The sequence below is a fragment of the Streptomyces sp. BL1 genome (assembly GCF_057628045.1).
In genome coordinates this window covers 2456269-2472500 of sequence record NZ_JBXYWZ010000002.1, presented here as the reverse complement: position 1 = coordinate 2472500, position 16232 = coordinate 2456269, and the positions used below count along the sequence as shown (strand labels likewise).

Sequence of the window (16232 nt, the reverse complement as noted above, 5' to 3'; positions counted from 1 at the left end):
GTAGAGCACTGGATAGGCGATGGGCCCTACCGGGTTACTGACCTTAGCCAAACTCCGAATGCCGGTAAGTGAGAGCGCGGCAGTGAGACTGTGGGGGATAAGCTCCATGGTCGAGAGGGAAACAGCCCAGAGCATCGACTAAGGCCCCTAAGCGTGTGCTAAGTGGGAAAGGATGTGGAGTCGCAGAGACAACCAGGAGGTTGGCTTAGAAGCAGCCATCCTTGAAAGAGTGCGTAATAGCTCACTGGTCAAGTGATTCCGCGCCGATAATGTAGCGGGGCTCAAGTACACCGCCGAAGTCGTGTCATTCCAGCTGAGGCCTAACGGCTGCTGGGATGGGTAGGGGAGCGTCGTGTGCCGGGTGAAGCAGCCGCGGAAGCGAGTTGTGGACGGTATGCGAGTGAGAATGCAGGCATGAGTAGCGATACATACGTGAGAAACGTGTGCGCCGATAGACCAAGGGTTCCTGGGTCAAGCTGATCTGCCCAGGGTAAGTCGGGACCTAAGGCGAGGCCGACAGGCGTAGTCGATGGATAACCGGTTGATATTCCGGTACCCGCTGCACAGCGATCAACATCGAAACAGGCGATGCTAAGTCCGTGAAGTCCCCCTGGATCCTTCGGGTGAAGGGGTGTGGTGGAGCCGACGAACCAGACTTGTAGTAGGTGAGTGATGGGGTGACGCAGGAAGGTAGTCCAGCCCGGGCGGTGGTTGTCCCGGGGTAAGGGTGTAGGGCGTTCGGTAGGTAAATCCGCCGGACTTGTGCCTGAGACCTGATGCCGAGCCGATTGTGGTGAAGTGGATGATCCTATGCTGTCGAGAAAAGCCTCTAGCGAGGTGTGTGGCGGCCCGTACCCTAAACCGACTCAGGTGGTCTGGTAGAGAATACCGAGGCGTTCGGGTGAACTGTGGTTAAGGAACTCGGCAAAATGCCCCCGTAACTTCGGGAGAAGGGGGGCCACGGCTGGTGATGGGACGTGCTCCCTGAGCTGGTGGTGGCCGCAGAGACCAGCGAGAAGCGACTGTTTACTAAAAACACAGGTCCGTGCGAAGCCGTAAGGCGAGGTATACGGACTGACGCCTGCCCGGTGCTGGAACGTTAAGGGGACCGGTTAATCATCTTTCGGGGTGGTGAAGCTGAGAACTTAAGCGCCAGTAAACGGCGGTGGTAACTATAACCATCCTAAGGTAGCGAAATTCCTTGTCGGGTAAGTTCCGACCTGCACGAATGGCGTAACGACTTCTTGACTGTCTCAACCACAGGCCCGGTGAAATTGCACTACGAGTAAAGATGCTCGTTTCGCGCAGCAGGACGGAAAGACCCCGGGACCTTTACTATAGCTTGATATTGGTGTTCGGTTCGGCTTGTGTAGGATAGGTGGGAGACTGTGAACTCCAAGCGCCAGCTTGGGGGGAGTCATTGTTGAAATACCACTCTGGTCGTGCTGGATGTCTAACCCGGGTCCGTGATCCGGATCGGGGACAGTGTCTGGTGGGTAGTTTAACTGGGGCGGTTGCCTCCCAAAGAGTAACGGAGGCGCCCAAAGGTTCCCTCAGCCTGGTTGGTCATCAGGTGGTGAGTGTAAGTGCACAAGGGAGCTTGACTGTGAGACTGACGGGTCGAGCAGGGACGAAAGTCGGGACTAGTGATCCGGCGGTGGCTTGTGGAAGCGCCGTCGCTCAACGGATAAAAGGTACCCCGGGGATAACAGGCTGATCTTCCCCAAGAGTCCATATCGACGGGATGGTTTGGCACCTCGATGTCGGCTCGTCGCATCCTGGGGCTGGAGTCGGTCCCAAGGGTTGGGCTGTTCGCCCATTAAAGCGGTACGCGAGCTGGGTTTAGAACGTCGTGAGACAGTTCGGTCCCTATCCGCTGCGCGCGTAGGAGTCTTGAGAAGGGCTGTCCCTAGTACGAGAGGACCGGGACGGACGGACCTCTGGTGTGCCAGTTGTTCTGCCAAGGGCATGGCTGGTTGGCTACGTTCGGGAGGGATAACCGCTGAAAGCATCTAAGCGGGAAGCCTGCTTCGAGATGAGGACTCCCACCCCCTTTGAGGGGTTAAGGCTCCCGGGAGATTACCGGGTTGATAGGCCGGATCTGGAAGCCCAGTAATGGGTGGAGGTGACCGGTACTAATAGGCCGAGGGCTTGTCCATAGTTGCTTGCGTCCACTGTGTTAGTTCTGAGACAACAACCCCGGTGTTGTGTGTTTCATAGTGTTTCGGTGGTCATAGCGTGAGGGAAACGCCCGGTTACATTTCGAACCCGGAAGCTAAGCCTTTCAGCGCCGATGGTACTGCACACGGGAGTGTGTGGGAGAGTAGGACGCCGCCGAACTATATTTAGAGCCGTGGTCCCTGAACGTTGCGTTCAGGGACCACGGCTTTTTTGCGTTGCGTCACCGCGTGTTCATGTCGCGTGGACAGCATCCGCGGTATGGGAACGACACAGTTGAGTGCCGCAGGTGTGGGTGCCGGGGACGAGGTCGTGCTGCCCGCCTTCGGGGGTGGCGAGGCTGCGGAGGCCGTACGGCAGGCCGGCGCGCGGCCTGTGTTCGCGGACATCGATCCGCTGAGTTTCTGTCTCGACCCTCGGGCCGCCGAGGCCGCCGTCACGGAACGGACCGCGGCAGTCGCGCCGGTGCACCTCTTCGGGCACCCCGCGGACATGGTCGGGCTGTTGGAGCTGGGGCAGCGGCTGGAACTGCCCGTCGTCGAGTTCGGAGAAGCGGCGCCGCAGGTGACGGCTGTGGATGCCGTACGGCGCCGGCAGCACGCCGCATATCTCGACCGGCGACTGCGCGGTGTGGTGATACCGCCCGTGGTGCAAGGAGTCGAGCACAGCTACACCGACTACGTGGTGCGCGTGCCCGGGAACGGCCGGCCCGACCGGGACGCGTTCAAGCAGGCGCTGCGGGGCCGCGGCGTGGACTGCCACGTACCGGTGAAGACACCCGTGCACCGGCTGCCGGAGTTCCGGACCGACGTGTGGCTGCCCGAGACGGAGAAGGCTGTCGCGGAAACGCTGGCGCTGTCGCTGTGGGCCGGGATGACCAAGAGGGATCTGCACCGAGTGGTCTCCGGCTGCAACGCGTTGGGCGGTCTGCTGATGGAGCCCGCCTGACTCCCAGGCGGTCGAAAGCACCCGCCCGGGTCATGTAAGATCTATTCCGCTGCGAACGCGACAGCGAGGCAGCAGGCCCCAATAGCTCAGTCGGCAGAGCGTCTCCATGGTAAGGAGAAGGTCAGCGGTTCGATTCCGCTTTGGGGCTCTCCGCAAGGAAGTTGAGAAAGGCCCCCGCCACATGGCGGGGGCCTTTCTCGTTGTGTCCGGCGCGCGGACGCGCGGGATCAGCTGGGAACGCGCATCGCCAGGATGGCCATGTCGTCGGACGGGGCGTCACTCGCGAACCGTTCGACGGCGCGCATGATGCGGGCCGCCACAGCGCCGGCGTTGAGGCCCGTACACGTCGTGAGGACGTTGGCCAGGCCGTCGTCGCCGAGCATGCGGGTGCCCTCGCGGCGTTCGGTGACGCCGTCCGTGACGCACAGCAGTACGTCGCCCGGGTCGAGCGTGACGGTCTGCGCGTAGAGCTCCAGGTCGTCCATCACGCCCAGCAGCGGCTGCGGTTCGGCCGCCGGTTCGACGGTGCCGTCCGGCCGCAGACGCAGCGGCAGCGGGTGGCCGGCGCAGACGACCTTCAGTTCGGCGCTGCCGTCCTCCTGGGGCCGCATCTCGCCGTAAAGGAGCGTCAGGAAGCGGCTGCGGGCGCCTTCGTCGAGGATCGCCGCGTTGAGCCGCTCGAGGACGGCGGGGCCGCCCAGGCCCTCGCGGCCGAGCAGGCGCAGAGCGTGCCGGGCGAGGCCGGTGACGGCCGCCGCTTCGGGGCCCGTGCCGCAGACGTCGCCGATCGCGAACCCGTAGGTGCCGTCGCTGATTTCGAAGAGGTCGTAGAAGTCGCCGCCGACCTCGTTGCCCTCGCCGGCGGCCCGGTAGATGACCTCGACCTCGACGCCGCCGGAGACCTCGGGCAGTTCGGGCGGCAGCAGGCTGCGTTGGAGCGACTGGCTGATGGCCGTGCGCTCCGAGTACAGGCGCGCGTTGTCGAGGGCGAGTGCCGCTCTGCGCGACAAGTCCTCGGCCAGTTCCAGGATTTCCTGCCGGAAGCGTTCGTCAGTCGGTTTGCCCAGGGTGAGCATGCCGATGACGCGGTTGCGCGCGACCAGCGGCAGGACCACCGTCTCGCCGCCCACAGCGGCCGCTGTGGCGAGGGAGGAGCCCGGGGTGAGGTGCCGGTCCTCCTCGCCCATGACGACGCTGCGCAGAGACGTACGGAGAGCCGCGGAGTGCGCCGCGTCCGACGGCGCCGTCCACACGCGTGCGCCGGGTGTCGGTACCGGGTCCGGGGGTTCGACCTTGGCGAGCAGGGCTTTGAGATTGTCGATCCGGTCCTCGTCCTCGTGCAGCACGTACGAGAGCTTCGGGTCGGAGCCCTGGTCGGCGACCGTGTAGACCGCGCACCAGGTGGCGAGAGTGGGGACCGTCATCTGGGCCATGAGCGCCAGGGTCTGGTCCCGGTCGAGCGTGCCGGCCAGCAGGTCGGACGCCTCGACGAGGAAGGAGAGGGAGCCGCGGCGCAGCTTCTCCAGCTCCGTGAGACGGGCCCGTTCGACGGCGAGTGCGATCCGGTCGGCGGCGAACTGGAGGCGCAGTGCCTCCTCGTTGGTGTAGCGGCCCGGGGTCTCGGCGGCCACGCCGAGTGAACCGGTCAGCCTGCCCTCGACCTTGAGGGGAACGGTGACCACCGAGCGCATGCCGGTACCGGCCAGCAGGGGGACCGCGCCGGGGACGACGGTGAGGTCCTCGTGGACGGACGGCATGCGGGCCGATCCGTACCGGCCGCTGCCGGCTTCCACGGGGACGCGGGCGAAGCGCTGGCGTGCGGAGGGCAGGCCGGTGGAGGCGCGCACCTCCAACTCCGTCTCGTCGTCGGTCGCGAGGAGCAGATAGGCCGAGTCGCCGTCGAGCATGTCGCGGGCGCGCTCGACGGTGCGCTGCAGCAGTCCGTCCAGATCGTCGGGCGCGGGGGAGCCGATGAAGACCTCGAACGGGTCGGTGGCGCCCGACTGTTCACTGCGGTCCTGCTGCCGGCCCGACGTGTCGGACGCGGGCGTGCGCTGCGGCGACTGCAGAACGGCGCGCTCGTGATCGCGTACGAGGAGACAGACGGTGGACGGTTCGCCGTCGCTGTCGCGCACACGCAGATGGGAGGCGTAGACCGGAATCGTACGGCCGTCGGCTCCGCGCACGCCGTACGAGCCCTCCCATCGGGAGAGCTGCAGCGCGTCGGCGATGCCGGTGCCGGTGCCGGGTGTGTGCGGCCAGGCGGCCAGGTCGGTGAGCGGTTTTCCCAGCACCTGCTCCGCGGGGTAGCCGAACAGCTCCTGCGCGCCCTCGTTCCACGCGGAGATGGCGCCGCCGCGGTCGATCTGGATGACGGCGACGTGCACGCGTGTGTCCGCGACGGGAAGTGCCGCGTCCGGCAGGGCCGGTCCTGCGTGACGGGCTCCCACGACACGCTCGGGGAGGTCGAGGCGGAACCAGACGCGTTTGTCGGCCGCCGTGTAGTCGACGCCCCAGCGGGACGCGAGAGCGGCGCACAGCAGCAGACCCCGGCCACCCTCCCGGTCCGGGTTCGCGGCGATATTGCCCGGATCCTGCAAGGGGAGTTCGCGCTCGGGGTAACGGTCGACGACCTCCACGCGTACGCAGTCGTCCTCGCGCAGGCAGATCACTTCCGCCGCGGTCCCGGCGTGCACGACGGCGTTGGTGACCAGCTCACTGGTGAGGACGACGGCGTCGTCCACGATGTCGCCCAGTCCCCAGCCCTGCAGGGTGTCCCGTACGAAGGCCCGCGCCGTCGCGACGGAACGCCCGACCGGTTCGAAGGTGGCCGCGGCCCGTGCGGTGATCACTGGTCTCCCCATGGCTGTCTGGTCGTCGCCGGCGGTGCGTTCCGGCGTGCGCTGGGCGTGAACTGCCGGGGCTCTGTCATCGTTCCCGGCAGGCAGTTTCCCGCCGTCGGCGGGCGGACCCGCGCGCCTGGCGCCCTGCTCTTGCCTCACCGCAGCGCCCCTCCGTTGCCGTCGTGCTCACGCCGCTGACCATCCGCTCCCTGCTGCCCGGCGCACCGGGATCCGCCCAGCTGATCACTGGGGCGGATGGACAGCCGGATGCCAGGTTACTTACGTTCGCTGTATACGCGGGCGCCGGATGCCCGTGTTTTCCCCTCCGGACCGGGCAGGGAGCGGTGTGCCATGCTGCCGAACTGTTATCGCCTGGTTCGGGCAGGGTGAAACACTGGGAAGGCTCGAAGTAAAGGCCCGGGTACGACGGTCGACCCTGCGGGAGGGTAACGGTGGAGTCTGGCGCGGCAGCGCGTAGCACCAACACGCGCGCGAAGGGCGGACGCTCCCGGAAGAGCGGGACGATCGAGGTCGATGCGGCAGCCCTCAACAGGCTGCTGACGGCATTGGTGTCGATGCGCGACGGCAACTTCCGCAAGCGTCTCACCGTCACCGGTGACGGACCGATGGCGGAGATCTCGGCGGTCTTCAACGAGGTCGCCGATCAGAACCTGCATCTGACGGGTGAGCTGGCGCGTGTCCGCAGAGTCGTGGGCCGGGACGGCAAGCTGACGGAGCGGCTGGAGACCGGCACCTGTGAGGGTTCCTGGGCCTCCGCGATCGACAACGCGAACGCCCTGGTGGATGACCTGGTGCGTCCCGTCTCCGAGGTCGGCAGGGTGCTGTCCGCGGTCGCCGACGGCGACCTGGAGCAGCGCATGGACCTGCGCTCCCGGGGGTCGGACGGAGCGGGTCACCCGCTGCGCGGCGAGTTCCTGAAGGTCGGCCGTACGGTCAACGGACTCGTCGACCAGCTGTCCACCTTCACCGACGAGGTGACGCGGGTCGCCAGCGAGGTTGGTACGGAGGGGAAGCTGGGCGGACAGGCACGCGTGCGTGGAATGTCCGGTTCCTGGAAGGACCTCACGGATTCCGTCAATACGATGGCGTCCCGGCTGACAGCTCAAGTGCGAGATATCGCACTCGTGACGACCGCCGTCGCCAAGGGTGATCTGTCCCGCAAGGTCACCGTGCACGTGGCGGGCGAGATGCTCGAGCTGAAGAACACCGTGAACACGATGGTGGACCAGCTGTCCTCGTTCCAGTCCGAGGTGACCAGGGTCGCCCGTGAAGTGGGCACCGAGGGCGAACTGGGCGGCCAGGCCCGGGTGACCGGCGTCGCCGGCGTGTGGAAGGACCTCACGGACTCCGTCAACCTCATGGCGGGCAACCTCACTTCGCAGGTGCGGGAGATCGCACAGGTGACGACCGCGGTCGCGAACGGTGATCTGTCGCAGAAGGTCACTGTGAACGCACGCGGTGAGGTCGCGCAGCTCGCCGAGACCATCAACACGATGACGGAGACCCTGCGTACGTTCGCCGACGAGGTGACGCGTGCGGCCAGCGAGGTCGGCACGGAGGGCGTGCTGGGCGGCCAGGCGCAGGTGCCGGGTGCCGGCGGGATCTGGAAGGACCTCACCGACTCGGTGAACACCGCCTTCCGCAACCTGACCGGTCAGGTCCGGGACATCGCGCAGGTGACGACTGCGGTGGCGAATGGTGATCTGTCGCAGAAGGTCACCGTCGACGTGTCCGGCGAGATGCTGGAACTGAAGAACACCGTGAACACGATGGTGGACCAGTTGTCGTCGTTCGGCGACGAGGTCACGCGCGTGGCACGGGAGATCGGAGTCGAGGGTGAGCTGGGAGGTCAGGCGCAGGTGCCCGGCGTGGCCGGCACCTGGAAGGATCTGACGGACTCCGTCAACACAGCCTTCCGGAACCTCACGGGCCAGGTGCGGAACATCGCCCAGGTGACGACTGCGGTGGCCAACGGTGACCTGTCGCAGAAGGTCACCGTGGACGTCTCCGGCGAGATGCTCCAGATGAAGAACACCGTGAACACGATGGTGGACCAGCTGTCGTCCTTCGCCGAGCAGGTCACACGGATGGCCCGGGACGTGGGTACGGAGGGCCGGCTGGGCGGTCAGGCCCGGGTGGACGGCGTGTCCGGCACCTGGAAGGACCTCACGGACTCCGTCAACTTCATGGCGGGCAACCTGACTTCGCAGGTGCGGCAGATCGCGCAGGTCACCACGGCGGTGGCGCGGGGTGATCTGTCGCAGAAGATCGAGGTCGACGCCCGCGGCGAGATCCTCGAACTCAAGAACACCATCAACACGATGGTCGACCAGCTCTCCGCCTTCGCCGACCAGGTGACGCGGGTCGCCCGCGAGGTGGGTACGGAAGGACGGCTGGGCGGTCAGGCGCAGGTACCGGGTGTGGCCGGTGTGTGGCGTGACCTGACCGATTCCGTGAACTTCATGGCCGGGAACCTGACCGCTCAGGTCCGGAACATCTCTCAGGTCGCCACCGCGGTGGCGCGGGGTGATCTGTCGCAGAAGATCGAGGTCGACGCCCGCGGCGAGATCCTCGAACTCAAGACGACGATCAACACGATGGTCGACCAGCTGTCCTCGTTCGCCGAGCAGGTCACGCGAGTGGCCCGGGAAGTGGGCACCGAGGGCATCCTGGGCGGCCAGGCGGAGGTCAAGGGCGTCGCCGGCACCTGGAAGGACCTCACGCAGTCCGTCAACTTCATGGCGAACAACCTGACTTCCCAGGTGCGGAACATCGCCGAGGTCACGACGGCGGTGGCGCAGGGCGACCTGTCCAAGAAGATCACCGTGGACGCCAAGGGCGAGGTGCTCGCCCTGGTCACCACCGTGAACACCATGGTGGAGACCCTGTCGTCGTTCGCCGAGCAGGTGACCCGGGTGGCCCGCGAGGTGGGCACCGACGGTCAGTTGGGCGGCCAGGCCCGGGTGCGGAACGTGTCCGGCATCTGGAAGGACCTGACCGACAACGTCAACCTGATGGCCAACAACCTGACCAGTCAGGTGCGGCAGATCGCCCAGGTGACCACCGCGGTGGCCGGCGGCGACCTGACGAAGAAGGTCACCGTCGAGGCGTCCGGCGAGGTCGCACAGCTCGCCGACACCGTCAACACGATGGTGACGACCCTGAGTTCGTTCGCCGACCAGGTGACGCGGGTCGCCCGCGAGGTCGGTACGGACGGTGTGCTGGGCGGTCAGGCGCGCGTCGCCGGCGTCGCCGGCACGTGGAAGGACCTCACCGAATCGGTGAACTCCATGGCGCAGAACCTCACCGGTCAGGTCCGCAACATCGCCATGGTCACCACCGCCATCGCCAAGGGTGATCTGACCAAGAAGATCGACATCGAGGCGAACGGCGAGATCCTGGAGCTCAAGACCACCATCAACACGATGGTGGACCAGCTGAGTTCGTTCGCCGAGCAGGTGACCCGAGTGGCCCGCGAGGTGGGCACCGAGGGCGAATTGGGCGGCCAGGCACGCGTACAGGGAGTCGCCGGCGTCTGGAAGGACCTCACGGAGTCCGTGAACGAGATGGCGGGGAACCTCACCCGTCAGGTGCGGGCCATCGCCGAGGTGGCCACGGCCGTGACCCGCGGCGACCACAACGTGCGCATCGACGTACAGGCCGCCGGGGAGATCCTGCAGCTGCAGGGCTACCTCAACACGATGATCACCAACCTCCGCGAGACCACCCTGGCCAACCAGGAGCAGGACTGGCTGAAGGGCAACCTCGCGCGCATCTCCGGCCTGATGCAGGGCCGCCGTGACCTCGCCGACGTCGGCGGGCTGATCATGAGCGAGCTCACCCCGGTCGTCTCGGCGCAGCACGGCGGCTTCTTCCTCGCCGTACCGACCGGCGAGGACGGCGAGGACCGGGGCGTCGGCGCGGTGGAGAGCGAGGACGGCACGTACGAGCTGCGGATGCTCGGCAGCTACGGCTACTCGACCGGCTCCATGCCCACCAGCTTCGCGCCGGGCGAGTCGCTGGTCGGCACCGCGGCGCAGGAGAAGCGGACGATCCTGGTGGAGAACGCGCCGCCGGGATACCTGAAGATCACCTCGGGGCTCGGCGAGGCGCCGCCCGCGAACGTGATCGTGCTGCCTGTCGTCTTCGAGGGCACCGTGCTGGGCGTGATCGAGCTGGCCTCGTTCCAGCCCTTCACGCAGATCCAGAAGGACTTCCTCAGCCAGATCGCGGAGATGATCGCGACCAGCGTCAACACCATCAGCGTCAACACCAAGACCGAGGTGCTGCTCCGTCAGTCGCAGGAGCTGACCGAGCAGTTGAAGGAGCGCTCGGCGGAGCTCGAGAACCGGCAGAAGGCGCTGCAGGAGTCCAACGAGCAGCTCGAGGAGAAGGCCGAGCAGCTCGCGCAGACCAACAGCGACATCGAGATCAAGAACCGGGAGATCGAGGAGGCGCGTCAGGTCCTGGAGGAGCGCGCCGAACAGCTGTCGGTGTCGATGCGCTACAAGTCCGAGTTCCTGGCGAACATGTCGCACGAGCTGCGCACGCCGCTCAACTCGCTGCTCATCCTCGCCAAGCTGCTCGCGGACAACGCGGAGGGCAATCTCTCCCCGAAGCAGGTCGAGTTCGCCGAGACGATCCACGGCGCGGGCTCCGACCTGCTGCAGCTCATCAACGACATCCTCGACCTGTCGAAGGTCGAGGCGGGCAAGATGGACGTCAGTCCGACCCGGATCGCGCTCGTCCAGCTCGTCGACTACGTGGAGGCCACCTTCCGGCCGCTGACGGCCGAGAAGGGCCTCGACTTCTCCGTACGGGTCTCGCCCGAACTGCCGGCGACGCTGCACACGGACGAGCAGCGGCTGCTGCAGGTGCTGCGCAACCTCCTGTCGAACGCGGTGAAGTTCACCGACAGCGGTGCCGTCGAGCTGGTCATCCGCTCCGCGCGGGGCGATGTGCCGGACTCGATCCTGGAGCAGATGCTGGAGCACGGTTCGCTGCGCGACGCCGACGCCGATCTGATCGCCTTCTCGGTGACGGACACCGGTATCGGGATCGCGGCGAGCAAGATGCGCGTCATCTTCGAGGCGTTCAAGCAGGCCGACGGGACGACCAGCAGGAAGTACGGCGGTACGGGTCTCGGGCTGTCCATCAGCCGGGAGATCGCGCGGCTGCTCGGCGGTGAGATCTACGCCGCCAGTGAGGCGGGCCGCGGCTCGACCTTCACGCTCTACCTGCCGATGAACCCGACCGAACTGCCGCCCCAGGGCTACCCGCAGCTGGGCTCGGGCACCCTGGCCATCTCCGCTGCCGCGGCGTCGGGCGCCGCGGCTGCCGAGCCGGTCGACCAGCCGGAGCTGTCCGCGGGGACGAGCGGTGACGAGGGTACGTACGGTACGGACGGCGCGACGTCCGACGCGGCGTCAGACTCCCACGGCGCGGAGGGAGTCGGCGGTACCGGGGAGAGCGGCGGCACGTCCGGCACAGACGCGGCGGGGCGTGCGGAGGGTGGCTCCGCGCCCGCGGGTGCCGAAGCGCAGCCGGCGACGCCCGAGGATCCGGTGGAGGCCGCGGCGGCGGAGGCCGAACGGGCCGCCGCCTCGCTGACGCGACGGCGCCGGCAGCGGAGCGCGGAAGCACTCGAAGGAGTGGCGCTGCCGCCGGAGGCACAGCCGAGTCCGCACTCCTCGTACGGCAACGGCCAGCGGGACAACGGCGACGGTTCCGGGCAGGACGAGGCGTGGCTGCACAGCGGCCAGGACCTCGTGGACCCGGGCCCCGGCGGGGACTTCGCGGGCGACAAGGTGCTGATCGTCGATGACGACATCAGGAACGTGTTCGCGCTCACCAGCGTGCTGGAGCAGCACGGACTGCAGGTGCTGTACGCGGAGAACGGCCGTGAGGGCATCGAGGTGCTCGAACAGCACGACGATGTCGCCGTGGTACTGATGGACATCATGATGCCGGAGATGGACGGCTACGCGACGACGGCGGCGATCCGCAAGATGCCGCAGTTCGCCGGGCTGCCGATCATCGCGCTCACCGCGAAGGCGATGAAGGGCGACCGGGAGAAGAGCATCGAGTCCGGCGCGTCCGACTACGTCACCAAGCCGGTGGACACCGATCATCTGATGTCTGTCATGCGGCAGTGGATGCGTTCCCGGTAAGTGTGAAACGGTGCGGGGTAAGGGCCAGATGCTGACGGAGGGTGGTCAACGACGTGTGGAAACGCGGTAAACCGGGAACCTTCTGGTCTCCCGGGACGTTTCTGCTACGTGCACAGTGACATCACGGTGACAGGGTGTGGCGTACCGCATGGTGGGGCTACCATGACCGGCACAAGGACGGGCGGCGGCGTGAAGGAGTCGCTCCCAGGGGCGGCGTCCGAGGGGCTGCCGGGGCGAGGAGGACGGGCCATGGTGCAGAAGGCCAAGATCCTCCTGGTCGATGACCGGCCGGAGAATCTGCTGGCGCTGGAGGCCATTCTCTCCGCGCTCGATCAGACGCTGGTGCGGGCATCGTCAGGGGAGGAGGCGCTGAAGGCGCTGCTGACCGACGATTTCGCGGTCATTCTGCTGGATGTCCAGATGCCGGGCATGGACGGTTTCGAGACCGCCGCCCACATCAAACGGCGGGAGCGTACGCGGGACATCCCGATCATCTTCCTGACGGCCATCAACCACGGCCCGCATCACACCTTCCGGGGATATGCGGCGGGTGCGGTGGACTACATCTCCAAGCCGTTCGACCCCTGGGTGCTGCGTGCCAAGGTGTCGGTGTTCGTCGAGCTGTACATGAAGAATGTGCAGCTGCGGGAGCAGGCGGCGCTGCTGAGGCTGCAGCTGGAGGGCGGCAGCCAGCAGCCGGAGACGCCTCCGGAGGATGAGAGCGCAGAGCCGCTCGGCCTGCTGGCCGAACTCTCCGCGCGGCTCGCCGCCGTGGAGGAGCAGGCCGAGGCGCTGTCGAAGCAGCTGGGCGACGCGGCGGACTCCGCGACCGTCGCCACGGCCGCGCATCTGGAGCGCAAACTCACCGGGCTGCGCCGGGCACTTGACGCCCTGGAGCCCGGTACGCCCGAGAGTGGCGGCGGGAGCAGCGGAGGTGCCGCAGGCACCGCGGGCGGCGACTCGGCGCAGGTGCCCTCGCAGAACTGACCGCAGCGCGCGGAGCCGCCCGGCGGCTCTGCCGTACGGCCCCGTCGTGGACGCGTTCCGCGGCGGGACCGCCCGGTACCGTCCCCTCCGCCGGTGCCGCGGATGCCGCACCGGACCTGATGCGGGGTCACCAGAGGTGCGTTTCCGTCCTCTTCGTACTGTTGCGGTCCCGGGTGTCCGTGCCTCAGTCGTCCGCCGACGGTAACCTCGCCACCATGGCCTCACGTACGTCCGGAAGCGGGAAGGCAGCCAAGAAGGCGCCCGCGAAGAAGGCTGCCGCGAAGAAGGCACCGGCGAAGCAGGCCCCTGCGAAAAAGACCGCCGCGAAGAAGGCGCCCGCCAAGAAGGCGGCTCCGAAGGCGAAAGCCAAGCCCGCCCCCAAGCCGGCGCCGTCGCCCACCGGCGGCATCTACCGCATGGTGCGCGCCTGCTGGCTCGGTGCCGCGCACGGCGTCGGCGCGATGTTCCGCGGCATAGGCCGCAGCGGCAAGGGGCTGGACCCCGCGCACCGCAAGGACGGCCTCGCGCTGCTGCTGTTCGGTCTCGCTCTCGTCGTCGCCGCCGGCACCTGGTCCAACCTGCAGGGTCCGGTGGGCAGCCTCGTCGAGATGCTCATCACAGGTGCCTTCGGCCGGCTCGACCTTCTGGTGCCGCTGCTGCTGGGAGCGATCTCCGTACGGCTCATCCGGCATCCGGGCAGCCCGGACGCCAACGGCCGTATCGTCATCGGGCTTTCGGCGCTCGTCGTCGGCGTGCTGGGTCTCGTGCACCTCGGCTGCGGGGCGCCGGGCCGGGGCGAGGGCGACGAGGCGGTGCGCGACGCGGGCGGCCTCATCGGCTGGGCCGTGTCCCGGCCGCTGGTCTTCACCGTCGGCGAGGTGCTCGCCGTGCCGCTGCTGGTGCTGGTCACGGTGTTCGGTCTGCTCGTCGTCACCGCGACGCCCGTGAACGCCATTCCGCGCCGTCTGCGGGCGCTCGGCGTACGGCTCGGGGTGGTGGCCCCGCTGGAGCCCGCCGAGGACGCGTACGCGGACGACAGGGACGACGAGGACGCTGCCGCGCGGTCGCGCCGGCACAGCATGCGCAAGGACCACCTGGATCCGGCGCTCGCCGAGAAGGAGGCGCTCGACGCTCGCCGGACAGGCAAGGGCAAGCGCCGGGGGCGGGACGCGGACGAGCCCGCGGACGCCACGGGAACGCGGGCTGAGGAGCGCGACGAACGCTCGCTGGACGCCGTGGATGTGGCCGCGGCGGCCGCGGCGGCGCTGGACGGCGCCGTGCTGCACGGTGTGCAGCCGTCCCCGCTGGTGGCCGACTTGACCCAGGGCGTGTCCAAGGGGAGCCGAAAGGCCGCGCGTGGCAAGGGCGATGACGAGGAGTCCGCCTCCGTGCCCGGTGCCCGCGGCGAGGAAGCGGACTCCGGTTCCACGCCCGTGCCGGACCTGACGAAGGCGCCGGTGCCGCCGGACCCGGCCGAGCTGCCGCCGCGTGCCGAGCAGTTGCAGCTGTCCGGGGATGTCACCTACGCGCTGCCGTCGCTGGACCTGCTGGAGCGGGGCGGCCCGGGACGCACCCGCAGCGCCGCGAACGACGCGGTGGTGGAGTCGCTCACCACCGTCTTCACGGAGTTCAAGGTGAACGCCGGGGTCACCGGCTTCACCCGAGGCCCCACGGTGACCCGGTACGAGATCGAGCTCGGCCCCGGCGTGAAGGTCGAGAAGATCACGGCGCTGGCGAAGAACATCGCGTACGCGGTGGCCAGTCCCGACGTGCGGATCATCAACCCGATCCCGGGCAAGTCGGCCGTCGGCATCGAAATCCCCAACAGCGACCGGGAGATGGTCAACCTCGGTGACGTACTGCGCACCGCGGACGCGGCCGGCGAGGAGCACCCGCTGGTGGTCGGCCTCGGCAAGGACGTCGAGGGGGGTTACGTCTCGGCCAATCTCGCGAAGATGCCGCACATCCTGGTCGCCGGCGCCACCGGATCCGGCAAGTCCTCCTGCATCAACTGTCTGATCACCTCCGTCATGGCGCGCGCCACCCCGGAGGACGTGCGGATGGTGCTGGTCGACCCCAAGCGGGTCGAACTGAACGCGTACGAGGGCATTCCGCACCTCATCACGCCGATCATCACCAACCCCAAGAAGGCGGCGGAGGCCCTGCAGTGGGTCGTGCGCGAGATGGACCTGCGCTACGACGACCTGGCCGCCTTCGGCTTCCGGCACATCGACGACTTCAACGAGGCCGTCAGGAACGGGAAGATCAGCGCCCCCGAGGGCAGCGAGCGCCAACTGACCCCGTATCCGTATCTGCTGGTCATCGTCGATGAGCTGGCCGACCTGATGATGGTCGCGCCGCGCGACGTGGAGGACGCGATCGTCCGCATCACCCAGCTCGCCCGCGCCGCGGGCATACACCTGGTGCTGGCCACGCAGCGGCCGTCCGTCGACGTCGTCACCGGTCTGATCAAGGCGAACGTGCCGTCCCGGCTGGGCTTCTCCACGTCCTCGCTCGCCGACAGCCGCGTCATCCTCGACCAGGCCGGCGCGGAGAAGCTGATCGGCAAGGGAGACGGGCTCTTCCTGCCGATGGGCGCGGGCAAACCGACCCGTATGCAGGGCGCCTTCGTCACCGAGGACGAGGTGCGCGCGGTCGTCGAGCACTGCAAGGCGCAGATGGCGCCGGTCTTCCGGGAAGACGTGACGGTCGGTCAGGGACAGAAGAAGGAGATCGACGAGGAGATCGGCGACGACCTGGACCTGCTCTGCCAGGCTGCCGAGCTGGTGGTCTCCACCCAGTTCGGCTCGACGTCGATGCTGCAGCGGAAGCTGCGGGTGGGCTTCGCGAAGGCCGGGCGGCTGATGGACCTCATGGAGTCGCGCGGGGTCGTCGGGGCCAGTGAGGGATCCAAAGCACGGGACGTTCTCGTCAAACCAGATGAATTGGATGGCGTGCTCGCGGTGATCCGCGGGGAGACTCACTCATAAGAACCAGTGAGGCAACCGTTTCCTCCGGCGATACGTCAAGTTGAGGAAAGGGGCGGGAAGCTGTGTCAGCGTCAGCCGGCGTGGCACTCCTGATG

The 16232-nt window shown here is 67.5% G+C and carries 5 protein-coding genes, 1 tRNA gene and 2 rRNA genes (1 of these 8 running past the window's edge); 7 read left to right on the top strand and 1 reads right to left on the bottom strand.

Annotated elements, in window-relative coordinates; genetic code table 11:
- The 4 genes from AC3AGO_RS10855 to AC3AGO_RS10840 form a co-directional block, all read left to right on the top strand.
- Positions 1 to 2159 (top strand): 23S ribosomal RNA (locus AC3AGO_RS10855) (it extends 963 nt beyond the left edge of the window).
- A gap of 64 nt (positions 2160 to 2223) precedes the next feature.
- A 5S ribosomal RNA gene (gene rrf, locus AC3AGO_RS10850) occupies positions 2224 to 2340 on the top strand.
- Positions 2341 to 2439: 99 nt separating this feature from the next.
- Positions 2440 to 3126, top strand: coding sequence for a DegT/DnrJ/EryC1/StrS family aminotransferase (locus AC3AGO_RS10845; protein WP_487819947.1), 687 nt, complete (start codon positions 2440 to 2442; stop codon positions 3124 to 3126).
- Positions 3127 to 3201: 75 nt separating this feature from the next.
- Positions 3202 to 3274 (top strand) — tRNA-Thr (locus AC3AGO_RS10840).
- Between the two features lie 79 nt (positions 3275 to 3353).
- Here the strand turns inward: AC3AGO_RS10840 and AC3AGO_RS10835 are convergent.
- The gene (locus tag AC3AGO_RS10835) at positions 3354 to 5990 is read right to left on the bottom strand and encodes a SpoIIE family protein phosphatase (protein ID WP_487819946.1); all 2637 of its coding nucleotides are present in this window, start codon (positions 5988 to 5990) and stop codon (positions 3354 to 3356) included.
- Positions 5991 to 6421: 431 nt separating this feature from the next.
- Here AC3AGO_RS10835 and AC3AGO_RS10830 point away from each other — a divergent pair, with 431 nt between their 5' ends.
- The 3 genes from AC3AGO_RS10830 to AC3AGO_RS10820 all read left to right on the top strand — a co-directional run bounded on the left by AC3AGO_RS10830 (position 6422) and on the right by AC3AGO_RS10820 (position 16137).
- A complete protein-coding gene (locus AC3AGO_RS10830; protein WP_487819945.1) occupies positions 6422 to 12160 on the top strand; it encodes a HAMP domain-containing protein in 5739 nt (1912 codons plus the stop codon).
- 249 nt (positions 12161 to 12409) lie between these two features.
- Positions 12410 to 13147 (top strand): response regulator, encoded by a 738-nt coding sequence (locus tag AC3AGO_RS10825; RefSeq protein ID WP_487819944.1) that lies wholly within the window; start codon positions 12410 to 12412, stop codon positions 13145 to 13147.
- A gap of 215 nt (positions 13148 to 13362) precedes the next feature.
- Positions 13363 to 16137 (top strand): DNA translocase FtsK, encoded by a 2775-nt coding sequence (locus AC3AGO_RS10820; protein WP_487819943.1) that lies wholly within the window; start codon positions 13363 to 13365, stop codon positions 16135 to 16137.
- Positions 16138 to 16232: the final 95 nt, after the last annotated feature.